This is a genomic window from Paraburkholderia largidicola, assembly GCF_013426895.1.
Taxonomy (GTDB): domain Bacteria; phylum Pseudomonadota; class Gammaproteobacteria; order Burkholderiales; family Burkholderiaceae; genus Paraburkholderia; species Paraburkholderia largidicola.
Window position 1 is genome coordinate 900,156 of the sequence record NZ_AP023174.1, and the last position, 21,525, is coordinate 921,680.

The window sequence follows — 21,525 nt, forward strand, 5'->3', positions numbered from 1 at the left end:
TAATGTGAGTGGGGGTGTCGACACGGCTTCGCCTCGTTGTTGTTCGCGATTTTTTAGCCTCGAAGCGGCAGACAACAGCAGACGAGAACGCGGCGCATGTCCACGGTGCCGTCGAGGCGTTGGGTCGCGGTATGTTGGCAGGCAAAGTGCCAATCAGACATCAGATCAATCTGAAATAGTTAGTTATCTTAATAATCTGTCGATTCGCGGTTCAGGCGATAGACATACCGCAACGCCGTGATGTCGACGCCACCCATCTGATCGGGCTCGGCGCCCGAAAACTGCCAGCCTTGCCGTTCATAGAACGCGATCGCGGGCGCATTGCCTTCCAGCACATACAGATACAGTTGCGCCTCGCCATGCTCGCGCGCCCAGTCCTGCGCGGCACGCATCAGCAGCTTGCCCGCGCCGATTCCCTGGTGCGCGGGCAGCGCGTGCAGATTGTCGAGCAGCACGCCCCACGGCGAATCCGGCTGGCGTTCGACGCACACGAAGCCGACCGGCTCGCCCGCACGCTCCGCGACCAGCACGATGCGTCGTTCGGCGCCGGGCGCCGACATCCGCGCGCGCCAGTACGACGCCCGCTCCTGCGTGACTTCGCCGTCGAGAAATGCATCCGGCAGCAGCCCGCGATAGGTCGCCTGCCAGCTCGCGCTATGGATGGCGGCGATGAGATCGGCGTCGGCCTCGGTCGCGGGGCGCAGCGTGAGGGACGAAAGAGCGGGCAGCGAAGCGGAATCGGACATTGCGGCGGTGGTGCGCGGTAGAAAGGAACGGGTCGGCCGTTGGCAGGCGGCAAAAGAGTCACAGAGAGTCACGATACGGCGCATGTCGCCCGGCGTCACCCTGGCGCGACTTGCCGGGAGAAAACCGCATCGGAAGAATTTTCTTGGAAGAGCGCGATTGTAAGCAGATTGTATTAAATGCACGTCGTTCGGAGTAACGTTATTATCACGTCAGGCACATGTTGTAAGCGAAATATCACGTTTACCCTGATATCTCGACAGCATTTGCCGCATGAGAATACCGCGCCCACGCAACGCGCCGCGCCCTGACGGGTGCAGACGCAACCCGGCCCAGCCGGACCGGGCATCCGCGCCGTTTTCGCGGATCGTTTGAACTGCCCAACGCTGTCTGTTCCTGCAGACAGCGGGCTCATTTCGAGAAGGTCATGGCAACTGCATCCCATGCTCATGTAGCGACGGACGAATCCAAGGTCCGCACCGTATTCCGCGTCGTCAGCGGCAACTTCCTGGAAATGTACGACTTCATGGTCTACGGCTATTACGCCGCGGCCATTGCGAAGACGTATTTTCCGAGCGGCAATGAGTTCGCATCGCTGATGCTGTCGTTGTCGGTGTTCGGCGCAGGCTTCCTGATGCGTCCGCTCGGCGCGATCGTGCTCGGCGCGTACATCGACCATCATGGCCGCCGCAAGGGCCTGATCCTGACGCTCGCGCTGATGGCGCTCGGCACGTTGACGGTCGCCGCGATTCCCGGCTACGCGACGATCGGCGTGCTCGCGCCCGTGCTCGTGCTGCTCGGGCGCTTGCTGCAAGGCTTCTCGGCCGGCGTGGAGCTGGGCGGCGTGTCGGTCTATCTGTCGGAGATCGCGACGAAGGGCAACAAGGGCTTCTATTGCTCGTGGCAATCGGGCAGCCAGCAGGTAGCCGTCGTGTTCGCCGCGCTGATCGGCGTGATCCTGAACCGCATGCTGCCCGCCGACCAGATGACGTCCTGGGGCTGGCGCGTGCCGTTCCTGATCGGCTGTCTGATCGTGCCGTTCCTGTTCATCATCCGCCGTTCGCTGAAGGAGACGGACGAGTTCCTCGCGAAGAAGCACCGTCCGTCGGTCAGCGAGATTTTCGCGTCGATGCTGCAGAACTGGGGCGTCGTGCTCGGCGGCATGGGCATGGTCATCATGACGACGGTGTCGTTCTACATGATCACCGCGTACACGCCGACCTTCGGCAAGGAAGTCCTGAAACTGTCGTCGATCGACACGCTGATCGTGACCGTCTGCATCGGCGTATCGAACCTGGTCTGGCTACCCGTGTCGGGCGCGATCTCGGACCGCATCGGCCGCCGTCCCGTGCTGCTGACGTTTACGATCCTCACGATCCTGACGTCGTATCCCGCTGTGCAATGGCTCGTCGCCGATCCGTCGTTCGCGCGCCTCTTGATGGTCGAACTGTGGCTGTCGTTCCTGTACGGCTGCTACAACGGCGGCATGGTCGTCGCGCTGACGGAAGTGATGCCGGCGGACGTGCGCACGGCTGGCTTCTCGCTGGCGTACAGCCTCGCGACGACGATCGGCGGCTTTACGCCTGCTATCGCGACCTATCTGATCCACTCGACGGGCAACAAGGCGGCGCCCGGCCTGTGGATGAGCGTTGCGGCCGTCTGCGGCCTGATCGCGACGCTCGTGCTGTATCGCACGCCGGAAGCGCGCAACCAGTATCGGACGGCGTAAGCGTTCGTCGCACCCGCCAAACAAAAACCCCCGCACGCGTGCGGGGGTTTTTGTTTCAGCGTCTGCTTTGGCGAAGCCTCGATCGTTCAACTGCGTAATGCCGCCGCCACCTCTTCGACGACTTCCGTCCACGCGCCGGGCCGCGGCTGCCGCACGAGCCGCGCGGACGGATACCACGGGCTCCGCGTATCGCGCGTGAACCAGCGCCAGTCGGCGGCGAACGGCAGCATCAGCCAGAGCGGCTTGCCGAGCGCACCCGCCAGGTGGGCGATGGCCGTGTCGACCGACACCACGCCGTCGAGCCGCTCGATGATCGCCGCCGTGTCCGCAAAGTCGCGGATGCGCTTGTCGAAGCGATGAATGTGCTTCGCGTTCGGATGTGCATCGAGCGCGGCGCGCTCGTCGTCGCTGAGCGAGGGCTGCAGCACGATCCAGTCGATGCCGTCGAGCGCGAACAGCGGTTCGAGTGCGGCCAGCGGCAGCGAGCGGTTTTCCTGACGCTGCGCGCGTCCCGACCACGCGAGACCGATCTTGCGTTTGGCCTGCCCACCGAGCGAGCCGCGCCAGGCGCGGCGCGAGGCGGCCGGCGCATTCAGATACGGCGTGCGCGCCTGAATCGTCTCCAGTTCGGTGCCGAGCGCGAGCGGCAAGCTCAACAGCGGGCATTGCAGATCGGCGCGAGGCCGCGGCGCGCCCTGCGCGATCAGCGTCACGCGCCATTGCTGCGCCGTCGGTTCGAGCAGCGACAGCAGCTGGGGCTGCACTTCGAGCACGACACGCCCGGCGCGCTGCGCCACCCGTTCGACGAAGCGCACGAATTGCAGCGTGTCGCCGAAACCCTGTTCGGCGTGCACGAGCAGCGTGCGTCCGGTAATCGGCTCGCCGTTCCAGCGCGGCAGAGGTGTCGCGTCAGGCGGCAACGCCGTGTTTTCCAGCCGCCATTCGTATTCGGGCAGACCGCGCTTGAAATCGCCGAGCGTGAGCAGCGTGACGCCGCGATTGGTGTGCGCTATCGCCAGATCGGGCCGTAGACGCAGCGCCTGCTCGAAAGCGCGCAAGGCGGCGTCATATGAGCCGAGCGCGTGATGCGCGGCGCCGAGGCTCAGCCACGCCAGCGCGAAGTTCGGGTCCAGACCGACGGCGAGTTCGAAGCGTGGCCACGCTTCTTCGTGGCGGCCGAGCGAGGCAAGCGCGTTGCCCAGCCCGAACAGTGCGGGTGGCAGGTTCGCCTGCAGCGCGAGAACGGCTTCGAACTCGGCGACGGCTTCGTGATGCTGTCCCGTCGCGTCGAGCGTATTGCCCAGGTTGAAGCGCGCGGCCACGAAGCGCGGCTCGATCCTGAGCGCCGCGCGGAAATGCGCGATCGCCTCGGTGGCCGAGCCGAGCGCATTGAGCGCCATGCCGATGTTGTTGTGCGCACCCGCATGGCGGGGCCGCAGTTCGAGCGCGCGCCTGAACGAATCGACGGCTTCGCGGTGCTGGCCGAGCGCATGCAGCGCATTGCCGAGATTGACGTGCGACGACGCGTCCATCGGCTGCAGGCGCAGCGATTTCTGGAACGCGTCGACGGCATCTTCGTGGCGCCCGGCGAGCGCGTACGCATTGCCGAGGTTGTAATGCGCCATCGGAAACGTCGGCGCGAGCGTCAGCGCATTGCGAAAGCGTTCGATTGCCTGGTCGAGCCGGCCGAGCGCTTTCAGTGCGTTGCCGAGGTTCAGTTGCAGCGCGGCGTCCTGCGGGCGCAAGTCCGCGGCGCGGCGCACGAGGTCGGCCGCTTCTTCGTGCTGGCCTTGCTGGTGGCGCAGCACGCCAAGCAGATGCAGCGCATCGACGTGGACGGGATCGAGTTCGAGCGTGGCGCGATAGTCGCGCTCGGCGTCGTCGAGGCGTCCGTCGCGATGCGCGCTGTAGGCGCGGTCGAAAACAGGGTGCATGACGCAGGCGAGGGTGTGATGCAGGAAAACCCGCATTTTCCCACACTCGGCGCACGCCCCCCGACTTGACGCGGAGAGTGTTGCTCAATAACATATGAACATCTGTTCAAATGTATGTATCGACGACCCTCCATGTCTACCGCGCTCTCTCTGAATGCCGACGACCGCGTCGTGCAGATCGCCGATCTGTTCCGCCTGCTTGGCGACCCGACGCGCCTGCGCATCGTGCTCGCGTGTGTCGACGAGCGGCGCGCGGTGGGCGCGATCGCCGAATCGCTGAATCTGTCGCCTTCGCTCGTGAGCCACCATCTGCGGTTGCTGCGGGCGGCGCGCATCGTGCGCGCGGAGCGGCAGGGCAAGCAGGTTTTCTACGTCGCCGCCGACGGCCACATCAGCGGCATGCTGACCGACATGCTCGAGCACGTCGCCGAACCCGTCAGCGAATCCGCCGCCGACCTCACGCAGGATCACGCATGAAATACACCGCTCATCAGACCAACGGCACCACGGCGCAGCATCAGCCGAAGTCCGACGCGCATGTGCACACGGATGCCTGCGCTCACGCAGGCCACGACCACGCGACGCACGATCACGCGCATGACCATGACCACGCGCCCGGCGAGGGCAAGAAGGCGTCGCATGCGCATCATCACGGCCACGGGCACGGCCATCACCACCATCACGCGCCCGCGTCGGGCCACGGACGCGCGTTCGCGCTCGCCGTCGCGCTGAATGTCACGATCGTCGTCGTACAGGGGATCTACGGCGTGCTCGCCAACTCGACCGCGCTGCTCGCTGATGCCGGACACAATCTCTCCGACGTGCTCGGCCTGCTGCTCGCTTGGGGCGCAACCTGGCTCGCGACGCGCCGGCCGTCCGCGCGTTACACGTTTGGCCTTGGCGGCTCGTCGATTCTCGCCAGCCTGCTCAATGCGGGGCTACTGCTGTTCGCGTGCGGCGTGATCGTCGCGGAAGCGGTCGGCAGGCTTTTTCATCCGTCGCCCGTCGCGGGGCTCGACGTGTTCATCGTCGCGCTCGTCGGCATGGTCGTGAATGGCTTCTCGGCATGGCTTTTCATGCGCGGCCAGGAAGACGACCTGAACATTCGCGGCGCGTTCCTGCATATGGTCGCCGACGCGGCCGTATCGGCCGCCGTCGCCGTCAGCGGCCTCGCCATCCTTTTCAGCGGCTGGACATGGCTCGATCCGGTGATGAGCATCGTCGTGGTCGCGGTAATCGTCTACGGCACGTGGGGCCTGCTGCGCGATTCCATCAAGCTCGCGCTCAACGGCGTGCCGCCCGGCGTCGACGTGCAGAAGATCCGCGAGTATCTCGCCGCGCAGCCCGGCGTCACCGACGTCCACGATTTGCACGTATGGGCGCTGTCGACGACGGGCAACGCGCTGTCCGCGCATCTCGTGATTCCGGACGGCCATCCGGGCGACGTGGTGATCGACGGGATCGTCGGCACGCTGCGCGCGGAGTTCGACATGCATCACGCGACGCTGCAGGTCGACATGGGCACGACGCAGCACCGCTGTTCGCTCGATCACACGCCGCACGCGCACTGAGCGTTATGTCGCACGGCTGATGCGGGCTTGATGCGCCGCGTCGTCGGCCGCACGTCAGCGAGCGGGACGCTCGGCGTACACTAGCGAGCATGTCCGACTGCGGAGGTCTGCATGACGGGTGCTTCCTTCGACGTGCCGCCCGTGCTGATCGTCGGCGCGGGACCGACGGGGCTGGCGGCGGCCATGAGTCTTGCTCGCGCGCAGGTGCCCGTGCGGCTGATCGACAAGGCGCTGCAAGCGGATCCGCATTCGCGCGCGATCGGCATCCAGGCGCGCACGCTCGAACTGCTGGAGCAACATCGCCTCGTCGAACGCTTTCTCGAACTCGGTCATCGCGCGCGCACCGCGAATCTGTATTCGAACGGCCAGCGGCTGACGCGGCTCGATTTCGATCCGCTACAAACGCGCTATCCGTATCTGCTGTTTCTCGATCAATCCGTTACCGAGCGCCTGCTGACGGAGCATCTCGCGACGTTCGGCGTGGAGGTCGAACGCGGCGTCGAGCTGACGATGTTCGCGCAGGGCTCGGCGGGCATCAACGCGACGCTGCAACGCGCCGACGGTCATATTGAAACCCTGCATCCGTCGTACATGATCGCCGCTGACGGCGCGCACAGCGCGATTCGTCACCGGCTCGGCATGAGCTTCGCGGGCAAGACCTTCGAGCAGACCTTCCTGCTTGCCGACATCGAAGCGGACACCGGCTGGTCCGACGACGAGTTTCATATCTTCGCGTCGGGCGCGGGGCTGGCGGCGCTCTTTCCGATGGGCAAGGGCCGACATCGGCTGATCGCCGATCATCCCGCGATGCCGGCGCGCGAGCCAGCCGAGGTTGCGTCGGGCGGCGACACCGCGATGCCGCTTGCGTCGATCCCCGCGCCCACGCTCGAAGAATGCCGGGCGATCGCGAAGAGTCGTATTCATCATCCCGTCGAACTGAGCAGCCTGTCGTGGTCCGGCTACTTTCATCTGAATAGCCGGATGGTCGAGCAGTTGCGCGCGCAGCGCGTGTTCCTGGCGGGCGACGCCGCGCATGTGCACAGTCCCGCGGGCGCGCAGGGGATGAACACGGGCATTCAGGAAGCGTTCAATCTCGGCTGGAAAATCGCGCGCGTGCTGAAGGGCGATGCGCCCGACCGGCTGCTCGACACCTACCATCTCGAACGTCATCCGATCGAACGCGACGTGCTGCGGCAGACCAGCTTCGTCACGCATATGGCGGAAGCGGACCACGGGCCGCTCAAGCTGCTGCGCGAGCGCGTGATGCCCGTGCTCGCCGCGCTGGGGCCGCTGCGCGATGCCGCGCGTCTCACCGTCAGCGAACTGGCGATCCAGTACCGGCGCTCGCCGCTGACGCTCGAACGCATACTGGACGGCGGCCCGCGCGCGGGCGAACGCGCGCCCGATGCGCTCGTGCATGTCGTCGATGGACCGTTGGGCCGGGTGCCCGGCATGGGCTGCATTTTCGATCTGCACGACCCCGCGTTTTTCTCGCTGTTTCTGCTCGTCGATCCGCCGGAGGAACCGGGGACGGGCAACGGCAAAATGCTGTCGCTGCATCGCAAGCCTGTGCGCGCTGCCGATCTCGACCGTTTCGTTGCCGCCGTCGAAGATTTGCTGCCGGGGGCGGTGCGAGTGTGGCGCGTGTCGGATGCGAATGGCGAGGACGGTGGGCCGTCGCTCAGTGAGTCGTTCGGGAGGACGCGGCCTTCGTTTTATCTGGTGCGGCCCGACGGATATGTGTGCGCGCGTGGGCGGCCGGGGTCTGATTTGAATGGGCTGCTAAGGCATTGCGAAGCGTGGTTCGCAAAGGGGGCGCCGAGCGAGCCGGCGGTGTCGTGATGAGTTGATGCGCACGTTCGTTGCGGGTTTGGTGTTTGTGGTTGAGCTGGCAGCGTCTGCGGTTTGGTTTTGCTTTTGCTTTTGCTTTTGTTTTTGCTTTTGCTGGCATCCGCGTGATGTTAGCGTGCTTCAGGCGTTGCCCCTGTGCGGGGCGGCACCTACTTTTCTTTGCCGCCGCAAAGAAAAGTAGGCAAAAGAAAGCGGCTCACACCGCCAGCACGTGTTCTCATCCACGGGCCCCCAACGTCCCCACCCGTCACACGGTAACGCGTTGTTCGTTGCCCGTTGCCAGCGCTTCGAACAATTGCATCACCTACTTCACGAACCCATACAGCGGCCAGCGGCAGCGAATGACTAGTGCCGCCCAGGTGGCAAACTGTGTGTAGGTTGTCGCGTCGTAATGGGTAGCGCTCTTACAGGGTGGAGCGCGTGCGCTATCGGTCCGGAGTGAGGCGTGTGAGCCACTACAGCCAACACACAGTTTGCCACCTGGGCGGCGGTGGACGATCTGGCTCGGCGTGCTGTAGTGCGGAAGCGTGCAGCGGGTGAGGCGCACTGCAAGCGCGCTGGCAACGGACGTGGGTCACGTGGTTGCCGTGTGAAGCGTAAGAACCTTTGGGGGCCCTCAGGCAAGAACAAGGATTGGCGGTGTGAGCCGCTTTCTTTTGCCTACTTTTCTTTGCGGCGGCAAAGAAAAGTAGGTGCCGCCCCGCACAGGGGCGACGCCTGAAGCACGCTAACAAACCGCGGATGCCAGCGAAAGCAAAATCAAACCGCGGATGCCAGCGAAAGCAAAACCAAACCGCCGATGCCAGCGAAAGCAAAACCAAACCGCCGATGCCAGCGAAAGCAAAAACAAGCAAACCCCCCAGCGTCGCAGACAACCCCAAAACCAAAAAAAAGCGTCCGCATCGCTTCCGACACGAACGCCCAACTGCTGTTGCTATTACATGAACGCCGACGCCAACGCGCCGCCAGGCAATTGAAACACCTTAAACCGCCGCAGCCTCCTTCGGCGTCAAATCCGCGCGATGCCTGACCAGCGCCTCACGAACCATCTCATGCAATTCCAGCTCGACACCTTCAGGATTCGCATGCAGCGTCGCCAGAATCGAGCGCCGCATACGCGGCTCCCAAAACCGCCGGATATGATCGGCAATATTGTCGATCGCCTCATCTCGGTCCGGCATCGACTCGAAGAAATCGCCGATGCGGTTCGCCATGTCGACCAGGTTATGTGCGTCCATTGCGTTGCCTCACTTGCCTGACGTGGTGGCCATCTCACGCTTGCTGAGATGCTCGAGCTGCTCGTTGTTGAAGCGCGAGTAATCCTTCTGCCATTGCGACGGTTGCTCGACAGGCATCACCTGCACGGCCGTCACCTTGTACTCGGGGCAGTTGGTCGCCCAGTCGGAGCTGTCCGTCGTAATCACGTTCGCCCCGGACTCGGGGAAGTGGAACGTCGTGTAGACCACGCCCGGCTGCATCCGGTCCGCCACCTTCGCGCGCAGCACCGTGTAGCCCGCGCGCGATTCGATGCCGACCCAGTCGTCATTCTTGATGCCACGGTCTTCGGCGTCGTGCGGATGGATCTCCAGACGATCCTCGTCGTGCCACAGCGAGTTCTCTGTACGGCGCGTCTGCGCACCGACGTTGTACTGCGACAGAATGCGGCCCGTCGTCAGGATCAGCGGGAACTTCTGGTTGACCTTCTCCGGCGTCGCGACGTACTTCGTGATGACGAACTTGCCCTTGCCGCGCACGAACTCGTTGATGTGCATCGTCGGCGTGCCTTCCGGCGCGTTCTCGTTGCACGGCCACTGGATGCTGCCCAGCTTGTCGAGCTTCTCGTACGACACGCCGTGGAAAGTCGGCGTGAGGCGCGCGATCTCGTCCATGATCTGCGACGGATGCGTGTAGTTCATCTCGTAGCCGAGCGCGCGGGCGAGCAGGATCGTCACTTCCCAGTCCGAGTAGCCGGCCAGCGGCGGCATCACCTTGCGCACGCGCGAAATGCGGCGCTCGGCGTTGGTGAACGTGCCGTCCTTTTCGAGGAACGTCGAGCCCGGCAGCAGCACGTGCGCATACTTCGCGGTTTCGTTCAGGAAGATGTCCTGCACGACGATACATTCCATCGACGACAGCGCCGCGCCCACATGCTGCGTGTTCGGGTCGGACTGGACGATGTCTTCGCCCTGGCAGTACAGGCCCATGAAGCTGCCGTGCAGCGCCGCGTCGAACATGTTCGGGATGCGCAGGCCCGGCTCCGGCTGCAGCGTCACGCCCCATTCGCCTTCGAACAGCGTGCGCGTCACCGTATCGCTGATATGGCGATAGCCCGGCAGTTCGTGCGGGAACGAGCCCATGTCGCACGAGCCCTGCACGTTGTTCTGGCCGCGCAGCGGATTCACGCCGACGCCTTCGCGGCCAATGTTGCCCGTCGCCATCGCAAGGTTCGCGATGCCCATCACGGTCGTCGAGCCTTGCGCATGTTCCGTCACGCCGAGGCCGTAGTAGATCGCCGCGTTGCCGCCCGTCGCGTAGAGGCGCGCGGCTTCGCGCACCTGTTGCGCCGGCACGCCCGTCACGCTTTCCATCATTTCCGGCGAGTTCTCCGGCAGCGCGACGAAATCGCGCCAGTGCTGGAACGCGCGCGTTTCGCAACGCTCGGCGATGAACGCCTCATTGAGCAGGCCTTCCGACACGAGCACGTGAGCAAGCGACGTGACCATCGCGACGTTCGTACCCGGACGCAGTTGCAGGTGATGCGTGGCTTTCACGTGTGCCGTATCGACGATGTCGATGCGGCGCGGATCGACGACGATCAGCTTCGCGCCTTCGCGTACACGTCGCTTCAGACGCGAGCCGAACACCGGGTGGCCGTCGGTCGGATTCGCGCCGATCACGATGATGACGTCGGATTTATCGACGGAAGCGAAGGTCTGCGTGCCCGCCGATTCGCCGAGCGTCGTCTTCAGGCCGTAGCCCGTCGGCGAGTGGCAAACGCGCGCGCAGGTGTCGACGTTGTTGTTGCCGAACGCGGCGCGCACCAGCTTCTGCACCAGATACGTTTCTTCGTTCGTGCAGCGCGACGACGTAATGCCACCGATCGAATCGCGGCCGTACTTCTCCTGGATGCGGCGGAACTCCGACGCGGCGTAGCTCAGCGCTTCTTCCCAGCTGACTTCGCGCCACGGATCGGTGATCTTCGCGCGGATCATCGGTTTCTTGATGCGATCCTTGTGCGTCGCGTAGCCCCATGCGAAGCGGCCCTTCACGCACGCATGGCCTTCGTTCGCCTGGCCATTCTTGTGCGGCACCATCCGCACGACCGTGTTGCCCTTCATCTCGGCCTTGAACGAGCAGCCGACGCCGCAGTACGCACAGGTCGTCACGACGGAATGCTCGGCCTGGCCCAGCATCACGATGCTCTTTTCCGACAGCGTCGCGGTCGGGCACGCGGCGACGCACGCGCCGCACGACACGCACTCCGAGTCCATGAACGGCTGGCTTTCGCTCGCGGCGACGCGCGATTCGAAGCCGCGGCCGGAGATGGTCAGCGCGAACGTGCCTTGCGTCTCTTCACACGCGCGCACGCAGCGGTTGCAGACGATGCACTTCGACGGATCGTACGTGAAGTACGGGTTCGACTCGTCTTTCTTGTCCTTTAGGTGATTCGCGCCGTCGAAGCCATACCGCACCTCGCGCAGGCCCGTGACGCCCGCCATGTCCTGCAGTTCGCAGTTGCCGTTGGCAGGGCAGGTGAGACAGTCGAGCGGGTGATCGGAGATGTACAGCTCCATCACGTTGCGGCGCAGACCTTGCAGGCGGTCCGTTTGCGTGCGCACTTTCATGCCCGCTTCGACAGGCGTCGTGCACGACGCGGGATAACCGCGCCGTCCTTCGATTTCGACGAGACACAGACGGCACGAGCCGAACGGTTCGAGCGAATCGGTGGCGCACAGCTTCGGGATATTGACGCCGGCTTCAGCGGCGGCGCGCATCACCGACGTGCCCGCGGGCACCGTGATCGACTCGCCGTCGATTTCGAGCGTCACGTCGACGTCGGAATGGCGCAGCGGCGTGCCGTAGTCGGTATCGTCCATCGGGCCGCGTTCGTTGCGCAGTGCGCCCGCCTTGCAGGCGCAGTTGCCGGAGCCGCAGCCGCCGGATTTGAAGGTGATCGGATCGGACATGTTGGGCTCCAGGGTCAGGCTGCCGCTTTCGGAATGGCGGTTTCGAGACCGAAGTCTTCGGGGAAATGGTCGAGGGCGGAGACGACGGGGAAGGGCGTCATGCCGCCCATCGCGCACAGCGAACCCGACACCATCGTGTCGCACAGATCGCGCAGCAGTTGCACCTGCTTCGTCGACGTATCGCCGTTGCGAATCCGCTGGATGACTTCGACGCCGCGCGTCGAGCCGATCCGGCACGGCGTGCACTTGCCGCACGATTCGAGTGCGCAGAAGTGCATCGCGTATTGCGCGAGATCGGCGAGATTCGACGTATCGTCGTGAATCACCAGACCGCCGTGACCGACGACGGCGCCGACCTTCGCGTATTCCTCATAGTCGAGCGGGATGTCCCACTGGCTCTCGGGCAGATACGTGCCGAGCGGGCCGCCTACCTGCACCGCGCGCGCCGGACGGCCGCTTGCCGTGCCGCCGCCGTAGTCGAACATCAGCTCTCGCAGCGTGCAGCCGAACGCGAGTTCGACGAGCCCGCCGCGCTTTACGTTGCCCGCGACCTGGAAGGGCAGCGTGCCGCGCGAGCGGCCCATGCCGAAGTCCTTGTAGAACGCCGCGCCCTTCGCGAAGATGATCGGCACGGTGGCGAGCGTGATTACGTTGTTGATCACGGTCGGCTTGCCGAACAGGCCTTCGAGCGCCGGCAACGGCGGCTTTGCGCGCACGATGCCGCGCTTGCCTTCGAGCGATTCGAGCAGCGCCGTTTCCTCGCCGCACACATACGCGCCCGCGCCCTTGGCGACGAACAGTTCGAAGCGATGCTCCGAGCCGAGCACGCTGTCGCCGAGCCAGCCGGCGGCGCGCGCCTTGACGATCGCGGCTTCGAGCGTGGCGATCGAATGCGGATACTCGCTGCGCACATAGATATGGCCGACGGTAGCGCCCGCCACGATGCCCGCGATGATCATCCCTTCGATCAGCACGAACGGATCGCTTTCCATCACGAGGCGGTCGGAGAACGTGCCCGAATCGCCTTCGTCCGCGTTGCAGACGATGTACTTCTGGTTGGCCTTCGCGGCGCGCACCGTGCGCCACTTGATGCCGGCCGGGAACGCCGCGCCGCCGCGGCCGCGCAGGCCGGATTCGATCAGCGCGTCGACGGCTGCGTCGCCCGACATCGCGAGCGCGTTGTACAGGCCGACGATGCCGCCATTGGCGATGTAGTCGTCGGTCGAAAGCGGGTCGGTGATGCCGATGCGCGCGAACGTCAGGCGCTGCTGCTTCTTCAGATATGGGATCTCTTCGACCACGCCGACATGCTTCGCGTGCGTCGCCTTGCCTTCGATGAAGCCCGCGTCGAACAGCGATGCCACGTCTTCCACTTCGACGTTCGCGTAGCCGATGCGGCCTTCGGGCGTCTGCACTTCGACGAGCGGTTCGAGATAGAGCAAACCGCGCGAGCCATTGCGCACGAGTTCGATATCGATGCCGCGCGCTTTCGCTTCATCGACGATGGCCGTGGCGAGCGCGTCCGCGCCGAGCGCCAGCGCCGAGGAATCGCGGGGAACGTAAATGCGCGTCATACCGTTTCCTCCACCCGTTTCATTGCCGCTGCGAGCAGCGCGTCGAACTTCTGCGGCGTTACTTTGGCGTGCAGCTCGCCGTTGATCATCATGGCGGGCGACAGCGCGCATTGACCGAGGCAATACACCGATTCGAGACCGACTGCGCCATCGCATGCATGGTCGTGGGCGTGTGCGTCGTGCTTGTGCGCGTCGAAGCGGCAACCCGTGCGCGCCTCGATATGCTGCGCGAGCGCTTCCGTACCCATGCTGCGGCAGGCTTCCGCGCGGCACAGCTGGACCGTGACGGGCGCGGCAGGCGACTGGCGGAAGTGGTGGTAATACGTGATGACGCCATGCACTTCGGCCCGCGACAGGTTCATCGTCCGCGCGAGCGGTGCGACGGTGTCGGGCGGCACGAAGCCGATGTCGTCCTGAATGGCGTGCAGCAGCGCAACCAGCGACATGCCGGGTCGTGCGTGACGTTGCACGAGTTCGTCTGGCGCAATGGCGTTCGGTCGATCCACAGTGGGGCTCCTCCAAAGTCGATATATGCACTTGTTATTCATAACCCGTGCATCTATGCTTTGCTTGTTTGATATATCAATGCGAACGATAGGCGGCTAGGTCGGCTTTCGCAATAGGAACTGCTAGAACATATATGATTCGAATCGAATGCCAGGCGCAACTGATTGTGCGGGACAGCAACGGCCAAACGTCCAGCCTGTCTGACGCTGTGCCGCTCCTGTCCCTCGTGGACCAGACGGGCAGCATCGCGCAGGCCGCTGCGCTTAAGGGTTTGTCCTACCGTCATGCATGGGGTTTGCTGCGCGCCATCGAAACTCAACTGGGCGGCGCGCTAATCGAGAAAGAGCGTGGCCGCGGCTCGGCGCTCTCGGAACTCGGACGGGCCGTGTTGCGCGCGCAACGACTTTGCGGCGAGCGTCTGGACGGCAACATGCAGGCGCTGGCAAGCGAAGTCGCCGCCGATCTGAACCGCTGGCTTGCGCCGCCCGCAGAAGACGTGCGCATTCATGCGTCGCACGGCTATGCGGTGGCCGCGCTCGTAACAGCGCTCGTCGCCGACGAAGTGCCCCTCGACATCAAATACCGCGACAGCGCCGAAGCGATCACCGCGCTCGCGCGCGGCGAGTGCGATCTGGCGGGCTTCCATCTGCCGCGCGGTGAGTTCCGTGCGGCATGCGCGGACAAGTATCGCCAGTGGCTCGATCCGCAGCGGCATGTGCTCGTGCATCTGACGCGGCGCAAGCAAGGGCTCTTTCTCGCGAAGGGCAATCCGAAGGGCATAGGCGGATTGACCGACCTCGCGCGCGACGACATCCGCTTCGTCAACCGGCAACACGGTTCCGGCACGCGCATGTTGATTGATCTCGCGCTGCGGCGCGTCGGTGTCGATCCGGATCGCGTGAACGGCTATGCGTCGACTGAACTGACGCATTCGGCGATCGCGGCTTTCGTCGCGAGCGGGATGGCGGACGTCGGCTTCGGTGTCGAACCGGCTGCGCATCACTTTGGGCTCGACTTCATCCCGGTCGTCGACGAGGACTATTACTTTGCATGCGATCGCGCGCGGCTGGAACGCGAACCGCTGACGACGGTGATGTCGGTGATGCGCGGCAATCCGTTCCGGCAGAGCGTCGCGCATCTGGAAGGCTACGATCCCGTCGATTGCGGGAAGCTGCTCGAACTGGAAGCCGGTCTGGAGGAGAGCGGGGCCTGAAATGCACGGCCGACGCGGTCGTCGAATCGCGCAGAGTAAGCGCCCGTAACAACGAAAGCAGGCTGCAGACGCTGCGCTGCACGGCGCTTTGCGCTAATCTCTACGCTTTCGTGATCCTGCCTCAGTTGCGCGGCGTCGTTTGCCGCATCGATTCGATATGAAATATTTCGTTCCCGCTTGCGCTGCCGCCCTCACGGCCGGCGCGTTGTTTGCCACGATGTCCGTTGCATTTGCGCAGAATTCGCCTGGCGTGCCGGGCGGTATCCTGACCGAAGAGTTCAAGCTGAACGAGCATCCGCAGATGCCGTTCGGCGCATCGGCACCGTCGAAGAAGTATCAGAGCGACAAGCCTACGAAACTGCGCAAGCGCGGCGACAACGGCGATCCGAACGGCTGCAACCTCAAGTGCCCTGACGATCAGTAAATGACGCGACACACGCGGCGCTTTGCGGCGTCGCGTGTGTCGTTGAAGCGGCGGGCTGAATTACGGCTTCGCTGTGTGCCACACGTCCTTAAAGCCGTCCCCCTTCATGTCGCCGGGCTTCTCGTCCTTCGCGAAGCGGTAGAGCGGCTTGCCTTTGTACGCCCACTGCTTCTGCCCGTCCGCGCCGTCGATCACGGTCCAGTCGCCCGAGGGCTTGTCGCCGGCTGCGGCAGCGGCCGCGGGCCATGCCGCTGCGCAACCGCCCGAGCAGGCGCTCTTGCCCGGCGTCGTGTCCTTGTCGAAGGTGTAGAGCGTGCGTCCCTGTTCGTCGACCAAATGTCCGTCCATGGTTTTCGGCGGCGCGGCGAAGGCGGCCTGTTGTACGGCGAGCGCGGCGATGAGAAGGAGAGTCTTGCGCATGATGCGGCTCCTGTTCTGACGTGTTGTGTATGGAGTGTATGCAATCGTTCGGCGGGTGCGCGCCTTAAATGCTTTGAATCTGCACGCATCGAATAAACGGCTGGCGCGCCTTGTTATTCCATGCGTCGTTGATCGAAAGCGCCCGTCGTATGCGTTCAGGAAGGCCCGTCGCGTTTGCGAACGGGCCTTTTTGTTTGCTGCCGTTTTGGTATGACGACGCTTTGGTCAACCCTGCCGTCAAAAAAGGGCGGGACCGCGGACGGTATAATTCCCCTGATCTATCAAGAGGCAATGCGAATTGCATTGCGCCGGCCTGCACTGTTCGACGCAGGCCGAGCGGCGAAGTCAAGCCCTCGCATACGGGGAAAGTCGAGAATGAAAATACTATTGACCAACTTCCACACCGGTCGTGGAGGCGGTCACGACACGTACGTCGTTTCTATTGCGCGGGCGTTGGCCGCGCGTCACGAAGTCTTCGTCGGTGCGCCGAAGACCAGCAGGCTGTTGCAGCATGCAAGCGGCGTTGCCAATATCCGCGCGTTGCCGATGGAGTTTCCCGCCAAGCTCAAGGAGCTTGGGCGCTTTGTCGGCGCGATCCGCGAACTGCGTGCGCTGCTCGAGCGCGAGCGCTTCGATGTGGTTCATGTGAACGGCTCGCCCGATCATCGGCTCGTGCTGCTGGCGACGCTGTTCGCCCCGTTCAAGCGGCCGTATTGTGTGTACACCAAGCACAACACGATCCGCGTCAAACGCGACTTCATGACGAAGCTCAAGGCGCGGCGCGCGACGCATCACGTGATCGCCGTGTCGAAGCCGGCGGCGCGATTGCTCGAAGGGTCGGTGTATGCGGATTGCGGGTTGTCGGTGATTCCGAATGGCGTCGATATCCATCACTACGCACCCTTTGACGACGCAGTGGCCGTGCGCAGGCGCGACGCGCTGCTCGGTGCGAAGCATGCCGGGAAGCTGGTGGTCGGCACGATTACCGGCTTCGACTGGTACAAGGGGACGATGGACATGGTGGCGGCCGTCGCCGCGTTGCCGGAGGATTTGCGCAAGCAGGTCGTGCTGGTGGTTGTCGGCACGGAGCCGAATGACGAGCAGCGCAAGGTCATCGACGCGCTGAACATGAACGAGCATCTGCTGATCAGCGGCTTCACGGACGACGTGCGTGACTATGTCGCGACGTTCGATGCCGGCTTCATGGTGTCGTACGCGGTGGAAAGCAGTTCCTTCGCATGCCGCGAGATGATGGCGATGGGGCGGCCGGTGCTCGTCACCCGCTACGCGAGCCTGCCTGAGAACGTCGACGATGGCATCGACGGCTGGATCGTCGAGCCGCGCGACACGCAGGCGATGACCGCGCAGCTGCGTGCGATGCTCGCGAACCGTGGCCAGCTACCCGCGATGGGGCGACATGCACGCGCCAAAGCCGAACGGGAGTTCTGCAACAGCAAGTTCATTCAGGAAACGGAAGAGGTGTACGTGCGCGCTGCGGCGTGACGGTTCTGGCTCCGTGAGCCTGGTGCGATCGACGCGAGGCCCGCGCGCAGTGTGATGCTGCCGCGGGCTTTGTGTTTGCGGGAAGGAGGTATCGCGTGTGGTTACGCGCGGACAAGCTTCGCGCCACAGGTCGTGATATCGCCGATGTACGCGATGCGCTTGCCGTTGTGCCGACGTCGCCCGCTAGCGATGATCGGATATTTACCGCCGCAGCGCGGACAGGCGACCAGGTGACCGTCGAGCGCAACGGCGATACCTTCATCGGTCAGATCCTGCGTCGCCTCGACGATCTTGCCGCCGTGGTCGGTGGCGTCACCGAGGCGGGCCATAGTGAGGTCGTCTGGGTTGCTCATTTCGTGCATCTCCCGTTTGGTTAGTTGTACTGGGCGGATAGGGCGTGCCGTCGAACTTGGAGACGGCCGCTCATTTGACGCCGGCGCAGCCCCAGTGACTATCAGAAAAGGTTGAAAAGAGGGCGCGAACGAATGCCGGATGCGCAAGCGCGCGCGTCTGGGAGGCCTGATACAGGCTGGCAGGCGGGGCCGACGGCAACAAAAAACCCGCAGAGCGCTTCGCTGTGCGGGTCTTCGTACTGCGGCGTACTACACCGTATTGAATATTGGTGGAGGCGGCGGGAATCGAACCCGCGTCCAGAAGTCCTCCACGACTAGTTCTACATGTTTAGTTCAGTCTTTTGATTTAACCGCAGCGACGCGAACGAACACGCTTCACTACGGCGATTCACTAAATTTTCGACCCGGACGTCGTGACGCCGCCAAGGCTTAACTGACGTATATGACCTCTGTCGGTATTGCTACCGGTCTTGCGACACTAGCCCGTCAGTGAACTAGGCAGAGGACGGCGGCCCTTAGGCTGCCAGTGCGAACGTATCGTCGTTTGCAGTTACGTTTTTCCCATTGATTAACGAGGTGACGGGTCCTCGACATGCCCTAGCCGCTTCGCAACCCCTGTCGAAACCAGGTCGCCCCCGCAGAAGGAATGAGCCACACGGGTGGCTCAACAGATCATTCTACAGTAGCGGCGCTCGCGAGTCACGGCGAAGCGCACGCGTGCTCCCGTAGGTAGCGCACGCGACCTTCAACTGATGTCGCGTAGCAGGTTATGCAGTTCGCCCGTCGACTTGACGACATGCTGTGCGTGCCATTGCGTCGGCGGAATGTCGTTACCGCAATAGCCATACGCCGCCGCGACCGTCACCATGCCGGCCGCAAAGCCTGCTTGCACATCGCGCAGATCGTCGCCGACATAGACGATCCGCTCCGGCGGCAGGTCCAGTTCCTTCGCGGCGTGCAGCAGCGGCGCAGGGTGGGGCTTCGAATGCGGTGTCGTGTCGCCGCTGACGACACAGCCCGCGCGCGCGCCCAGCCCGAGCTGGGCGACGAGTGGCTCCGTCAGCCGCGCGACCTTGTTCGTCACGATGCCCCAGCGCACGCCGCGTGCATCGAGGTCGTCGAGAATGTCGCCGATGCCTGGGAACAGCAGCGTTTCGATGCACAGATCCGCTTCGTAGTTCGCCAGGAACTCGTCGCGCATCGACGCGTAGTCATGATGGTCCGGGCCGATGCCGAACGCGCCGCCGAGCAGGCCGCGCGCACCCGCTGAGGCAAGCGGGCGCAACTGCTCAAGTGGCACCATCTCGAGGCCGCGCTCATGGCGCATCTTGTTGACGGCTGCGGCGAGGTCGGGCGCGGTGTCGGCAAGCGTGCCGTCGAGGTCGAACAGAATGCCCTGGCAAAGACCGACCGATGCTTCTTCGTCTTCGCGCTGGGGCAGGGGCGTGGGATCGCTCATTGAAGTAGGCGCTGGATCACGCTTCGCGACGGCACGCGAGCATGTAGTTGACGTCGGTGTCGTTCGACACGCCGAAATGGCGCGTGAGCGGGTTGTAGGTGATGCCCTTGATTTCGACGGTATGCAGGCCCGCCGCGCGCGCGAAGCCGGCAAGCTCCGACGGGCGGATGAAGCGCGCGTAGTCGTGCGTGCCCTTCGGCAGCATGCGCGCGATGTACTCCGCGCCGACCACCGCCAGCAGGTACGCCTTCACATTGCGATTGAGGGTCGAAAAGAACACCCAGCCGCCCGGCTTGACGAGCGTCTTGCACGCTTCCACGACCTTCGACGGATCGGGCACGTGTTCGAGCATTTCCATGCAGGTGACGACATCGAACGAAGCAGGTTCGCGGGCTGCCAGCGCCTCCGCGGCGATCTCTTCGTAATTTACCGTTACACCGCTTTCAAGGCTGTGAAGATCCGCGACGCCCAAAGCCTCATTGGACAGGTCGATTCCCTTCACATCGGCGCCCAAAGTCGCCATCGACTCCGACAGAATCCCGCCGCCGCAGCCGATATCGAGTACGCGCTTGCCCGCGAGATGCGCGTGCGAATCGATCCAGTTGAGCCGCACCGGATTCAGTTCGTGCAACGGTTTGAACTCGGCGTTCGGGTCCCACCAGCGATGCGCAAGATCGCTGAATTTCTGCAGTTCGTGGGGATCGGCATTGGTCATGACGGATGCGGCCTCGAGGGCGGGAAGGCGGGTGGATCGGAGAAACCCTGAGTATATAGGGCTGCGCATGGGGCGGCAAAAAGCGCCCGGTCGCGCTTGTCGCCCCGTCCCGCGCGTCGTGGTTGACGACGTGCAGACGGAGCATAAAAAAAGCCCCGCCGAAGCGGGGCTTGATACTGCGGTGTTTTGTAGCTTACTGCTTCGAAGTACCGACAACTTCGACTTCCACGCGACGATCCGGTGCGAGGCAGGCGATGAGTTGCTTGCGGTTCTTCTGGTTGCAGCCGGTCGTAACCGGGTTGCGCTTGCCCTTGCCTTCCGTGTAGATACGGTTGGCTTCGATGCCCTTGCTGACCAGGTATGCCTTGACAGCTTGTGCACGACGCAGCGACAGACGGTCGTTGTACTTGTCCGAACCGATGCGGTCGGTGTAGCCGGTGGCCACGACGACTTCCAGGTTCAGGCCTTGAATCTTCGATGCGAGATCGTCCAGCTTTTCCTTGCCAGCCGGCTTCAGGATTGCCTTGTCGAAGTCGAACAGCGTGTCAGCTTGATACGTGATCTTCTGGCTGGTGATAGCCGGAGCGACCGGAGCCGGAGGTGCCGGCGGCGTCGGTGCTTGTGCGACCAGTGCGCCATCGCACTTTGCGTTAGCCGTTGCCGGCGTCCAGAACGCGTCGCGCCAGCAAAGCTCATTCGTGCCGTTCATCCACACGTATTCGCCGGTGCCGTTCACCCAGTTGTCGTTGGTGGCTTGTCGCGACGCCGGCACCGACTGTGCCATAGCGGATGCAGCCATAACTGCGGTAGCTGCAATGAACGCGAGCTTTGAAAGTTTATTCATATTTCTCCTCTCGAAATTGAGATTACCGCAGGTTTACTGCGAGCCTGTTGACAAAGACCAGTCATACATTGCTCGAAGTATAACATCGGTGCGGAACAAAAGACGCTGTGCGTAGACTTCGAGCAGTGTCTAACTTTGTGCGTTGGCATTTTGCCATATCGTTCCCTTCTGACGATAAAAAAATCCGCCCCCTATTCATACGCCCGGTCGAATGTGGTGCATGCGCAACAAAAGGTGTCAAGTTCGTCAAGAGCCCGCCAGAGGCGGTTTCGGGCGGCTTGCGAGACAGCATTTTCCGGGCCCGGCCGCTACGCTCGCGAGACGCTTCCAGGTGCCGTTTTCGCGCGTCCCACTAATAGGTATACGCATGTCGCCGGGAGCGGATGCGGCGCATGGTAGAATCGCGTGATGCGCTGCGCTCGCAGATGCATAGGGGTAGGCCCAAGCGGTGAGGTGAAGAACGCGTTTCCCTCATCGTCTTCGCGCGTAAACGATAC

The 21,525-nt window shown here is 63.7% G+C and carries 18 protein-coding genes and 1 other RNA gene; 7 read left to right on the plus strand and 12 right to left on the minus strand.

Going from position 1 to position 21,525, the window contains the following annotated elements; genetic code table 11:
- Positions 1–188 precede the first annotated feature (188 nt).
- The gene (locus PPGU16_RS04015; RefSeq protein ID WP_180721806.1) at positions 189–746 is read right to left on the minus strand and encodes a GNAT family N-acetyltransferase; all 558 of its coding nucleotides are present in this window, start codon (positions 744–746) and stop codon (positions 189–191) included.
- A 425-nt stretch (positions 747–1,171) separates the two neighbouring features.
- Between PPGU16_RS04015 and PPGU16_RS04020 the strand changes: the two genes are divergently transcribed.
- Positions 1,172–2,473 carry an MFS transporter gene (locus tag PPGU16_RS04020; protein WP_180721807.1) on the plus strand — a complete coding sequence of 434 codons (1,302 nt, stop codon included), beginning with the start codon at positions 1,172–1,174 and terminating at the stop codon, positions 2,471–2,473.
- A gap of 86 nt (positions 2,474–2,559) precedes the next feature.
- Here PPGU16_RS04020 and PPGU16_RS04025 read toward each other — a convergent pair whose 3' ends face one another.
- Positions 2,560–4,407, minus strand: coding sequence for a tetratricopeptide repeat protein (locus PPGU16_RS04025; RefSeq protein WP_180721808.1), 1,848 nt, complete (start codon positions 4,405–4,407; stop codon positions 2,560–2,562).
- Positions 4,408–4,539: 132 nt separating this feature from the next.
- On the opposite strand from PPGU16_RS04025, the gene PPGU16_RS04030 reads away from it, so the two are divergent.
- The 3 genes from PPGU16_RS04030 to PPGU16_RS04040 all read left to right on the plus strand — a co-directional run bounded on the left by PPGU16_RS04030 (position 4,540) and on the right by PPGU16_RS04040 (position 7,820).
- Complete coding sequence (locus PPGU16_RS04030; protein WP_180721809.1) at positions 4,540–4,884, plus strand: ArsR/SmtB family transcription factor; 345 nt, start codon at positions 4,540–4,542, stop codon at positions 4,882–4,884.
- A complete protein-coding gene (locus PPGU16_RS04035; RefSeq protein WP_180721810.1) occupies positions 4,881–5,978 on the plus strand; it encodes a cation diffusion facilitator family transporter in 1,098 nt (365 codons plus the stop codon). Before PPGU16_RS04030 ends, PPGU16_RS04035 begins: the two co-directional genes overlap by 4 nt.
- A gap of 111 nt (positions 5,979–6,089) precedes the next feature.
- Positions 6,090–7,820 (plus strand): FAD-dependent monooxygenase, encoded by a 1,731-nt coding sequence (locus tag PPGU16_RS04040; protein WP_180721811.1) that lies wholly within the window; start codon positions 6,090–6,092, stop codon positions 7,818–7,820.
- 992 nt (positions 7,821–8,812) lie between these two features.
- Here the strand turns inward: PPGU16_RS04040 and PPGU16_RS04045 are convergent.
- From PPGU16_RS04045 to PPGU16_RS04060, 4 genes are read right to left on the minus strand one after another with little or no spacing between them, the layout of a single operon-like run.
- Positions 8,813–9,067 (minus strand): formate dehydrogenase subunit delta, encoded by a 255-nt coding sequence (locus PPGU16_RS04045; RefSeq protein ID WP_180721812.1) that lies wholly within the window; start codon positions 9,065–9,067, stop codon positions 8,813–8,815.
- A gap of 9 nt (positions 9,068–9,076) precedes the next feature.
- A complete protein-coding gene (fdhF, locus tag PPGU16_RS04050) occupies positions 9,077–12,016 on the minus strand; it encodes a formate dehydrogenase subunit alpha (RefSeq protein ID WP_180721813.1) in 2,940 nt (979 codons plus the stop codon).
- A gap of 14 nt (positions 12,017–12,030) precedes the next feature.
- Entirely contained in the window at positions 12,031–13,590 is a 1,560-nt protein-coding gene (locus tag PPGU16_RS04055; protein ID WP_180721814.1) for a formate dehydrogenase beta subunit, read from the minus strand.
- Entirely contained in the window at positions 13,587–14,036 is a 450-nt protein-coding gene (locus PPGU16_RS04060) for an NAD(P)H-dependent oxidoreductase subunit E (RefSeq protein ID WP_434064414.1), read from the minus strand. The genes PPGU16_RS04055 and PPGU16_RS04060 overlap by 4 nt, the downstream gene beginning before the upstream one ends.
- A gap of 194 nt (positions 14,037–14,230) precedes the next feature.
- Between PPGU16_RS04060 and PPGU16_RS04065 the strand changes: the two genes are divergently transcribed.
- Together PPGU16_RS04065 and PPGU16_RS04070 are read left to right on the plus strand one after the other, a co-directional pair.
- On the plus strand, positions 14,231–15,310 hold the full coding sequence (locus tag PPGU16_RS04065) for a substrate-binding domain-containing protein (protein ID WP_180721816.1): 1,080 nt from the start codon (positions 14,231–14,233) through the stop codon (positions 15,308–15,310).
- A gap of 157 nt (positions 15,311–15,467) precedes the next feature.
- Positions 15,468–15,734: a hypothetical protein gene (locus PPGU16_RS04070; protein ID WP_042314497.1), complete on the plus strand. Its 267-nt coding sequence runs from the start codon at positions 15,468–15,470 to the stop codon at positions 15,732–15,734.
- 60 nt (positions 15,735–15,794) lie between these two features.
- Here the strand turns inward: PPGU16_RS04070 and PPGU16_RS04075 are convergent, their stop codons facing one another.
- Positions 15,795–16,154 carry a COG4315 family predicted lipoprotein gene (locus PPGU16_RS04075; RefSeq protein WP_180721817.1) on the minus strand — a complete coding sequence of 120 codons (360 nt, stop codon included), beginning with the start codon at positions 16,152–16,154 and terminating at the stop codon, positions 15,795–15,797.
- A gap of 375 nt (positions 16,155–16,529) precedes the next feature.
- Here PPGU16_RS04075 and PPGU16_RS04080 point away from each other — a divergent pair, with 375 nt between their 5' ends.
- A complete protein-coding gene (locus PPGU16_RS04080) occupies positions 16,530–17,657 on the plus strand; it encodes a glycosyltransferase family 4 protein (protein WP_180721818.1) in 1,128 nt (375 codons plus the stop codon).
- Between the two features lie 101 nt (positions 17,658–17,758).
- Here the strand turns inward: PPGU16_RS04080 and PPGU16_RS04085 are convergent, their stop codons facing one another.
- From PPGU16_RS04085 to ompA, 5 genes are all read right to left on the minus strand, one after another.
- The gene (locus tag PPGU16_RS04085; protein WP_180721819.1) at positions 17,759–18,010 is read right to left on the minus strand and encodes a PAAR domain-containing protein; all 252 of its coding nucleotides are present in this window, start codon (positions 18,008–18,010) and stop codon (positions 17,759–17,761) included.
- A gap of 267 nt (positions 18,011–18,277) precedes the next feature.
- Positions 18,278–18,647: a transfer-messenger RNA gene (gene ssrA, locus PPGU16_RS04090) on the minus strand.
- Positions 18,648–18,755: 108 nt separating this feature from the next.
- Positions 18,756–19,469 carry an HAD family hydrolase gene (locus PPGU16_RS04095; RefSeq protein ID WP_180721820.1) on the minus strand — a complete coding sequence of 238 codons (714 nt, stop codon included), beginning with the start codon at positions 19,467–19,469 and terminating at the stop codon, positions 18,756–18,758.
- A 16-nt stretch (positions 19,470–19,485) separates the two neighbouring features.
- Positions 19,486–20,184 carry a bifunctional 2-polyprenyl-6-hydroxyphenol methylase/3-demethylubiquinol 3-O-methyltransferase UbiG gene (gene ubiG / locus PPGU16_RS04100; protein ID WP_180721821.1) on the minus strand — a complete coding sequence of 233 codons (699 nt, stop codon included), beginning with the start codon at positions 20,182–20,184 and terminating at the stop codon, positions 19,486–19,488.
- Positions 20,185–20,377: 193 nt separating this feature from the next.
- Positions 20,378–21,028 (minus strand): outer membrane protein OmpA, encoded by a 651-nt coding sequence (gene ompA, locus PPGU16_RS04105; protein ID WP_007576432.1) that lies wholly within the window; start codon positions 21,026–21,028, stop codon positions 20,378–20,380.
- Between the last annotated feature and the right edge of the window lie 497 nt (positions 21,029–21,525).

Coding starts and splice junctions, on each gene's coding strand:
- PPGU16_RS04015 (WP_180721806.1), bottom strand. CDS start 746: ATGTCCGATTCCGCTTCGCTGCCCGCTCTTTCGTCCCTCACGCTGCGC.
- PPGU16_RS04020 (WP_180721807.1), top strand. CDS start 1,172: ATGGCAACTGCATCCCATGCTCATGTAGCGACGGACGAATCCAAGGTC.
- PPGU16_RS04025 (WP_180721808.1), bottom strand. CDS start 4,407: ATGCACCCTGTTTTCGACCGCGCCTACAGCGCGCATCGCGACGGACGC.
- PPGU16_RS04030 (WP_180721809.1), top strand. CDS start 4,540: ATGTCTACCGCGCTCTCTCTGAATGCCGACGACCGCGTCGTGCAGATC.
- PPGU16_RS04035 (WP_180721810.1), top strand. CDS start 4,881: ATGAAATACACCGCTCATCAGACCAACGGCACCACGGCGCAGCATCAG.
- PPGU16_RS04040 (WP_180721811.1), top strand. CDS start 6,090: ATGACGGGTGCTTCCTTCGACGTGCCGCCCGTGCTGATCGTCGGCGCG.
- PPGU16_RS04045 (WP_180721812.1), bottom strand. CDS start 9,067: ATGGACGCACATAACCTGGTCGACATGGCGAACCGCATCGGCGATTTC.
- fdhF (WP_180721813.1), bottom strand. CDS start 12,016: ATGTCCGATCCGATCACCTTCAAATCCGGCGGCTGCGGCTCCGGCAAC.
- PPGU16_RS04055 (WP_180721814.1), bottom strand. CDS start 13,590: ATGACGCGCATTTACGTTCCCCGCGATTCCTCGGCGCTGGCGCTCGGC.
- PPGU16_RS04060 (WP_434064414.1), bottom strand. CDS start 14,036: ATGTCGCTGGTTGCGCTGCTGCACGCCATTCAGGACGACATCGGCTTC.
- PPGU16_RS04065 (WP_180721816.1), top strand. CDS start 14,231: ATGATTCGAATCGAATGCCAGGCGCAACTGATTGTGCGGGACAGCAAC.
- PPGU16_RS04070 (WP_042314497.1), top strand. CDS start 15,468: ATGAAATATTTCGTTCCCGCTTGCGCTGCCGCCCTCACGGCCGGCGCG.
- PPGU16_RS04075 (WP_180721817.1), bottom strand. CDS start 16,154: ATGCGCAAGACTCTCCTTCTCATCGCCGCGCTCGCCGTACAACAGGCC.
- PPGU16_RS04080 (WP_180721818.1), top strand. CDS start 16,530: ATGAAAATACTATTGACCAACTTCCACACCGGTCGTGGAGGCGGTCAC.
- PPGU16_RS04085 (WP_180721819.1), bottom strand. CDS start 18,010: ATGAGCAACCCAGACGACCTCACTATGGCCCGCCTCGGTGACGCCACC.
- PPGU16_RS04095 (WP_180721820.1), bottom strand. CDS start 19,469: ATGAGCGATCCCACGCCCCTGCCCCAGCGCGAAGACGAAGAAGCATCG.
- ubiG (WP_180721821.1), bottom strand. CDS start 20,184: ATGACCAATGCCGATCCCCACGAACTGCAGAAATTCAGCGATCTTGCG.
- ompA (WP_007576432.1), bottom strand. CDS start 21,028: ATGAATAAACTTTCAAAGCTCGCGTTCATTGCAGCTACCGCAGTTATG.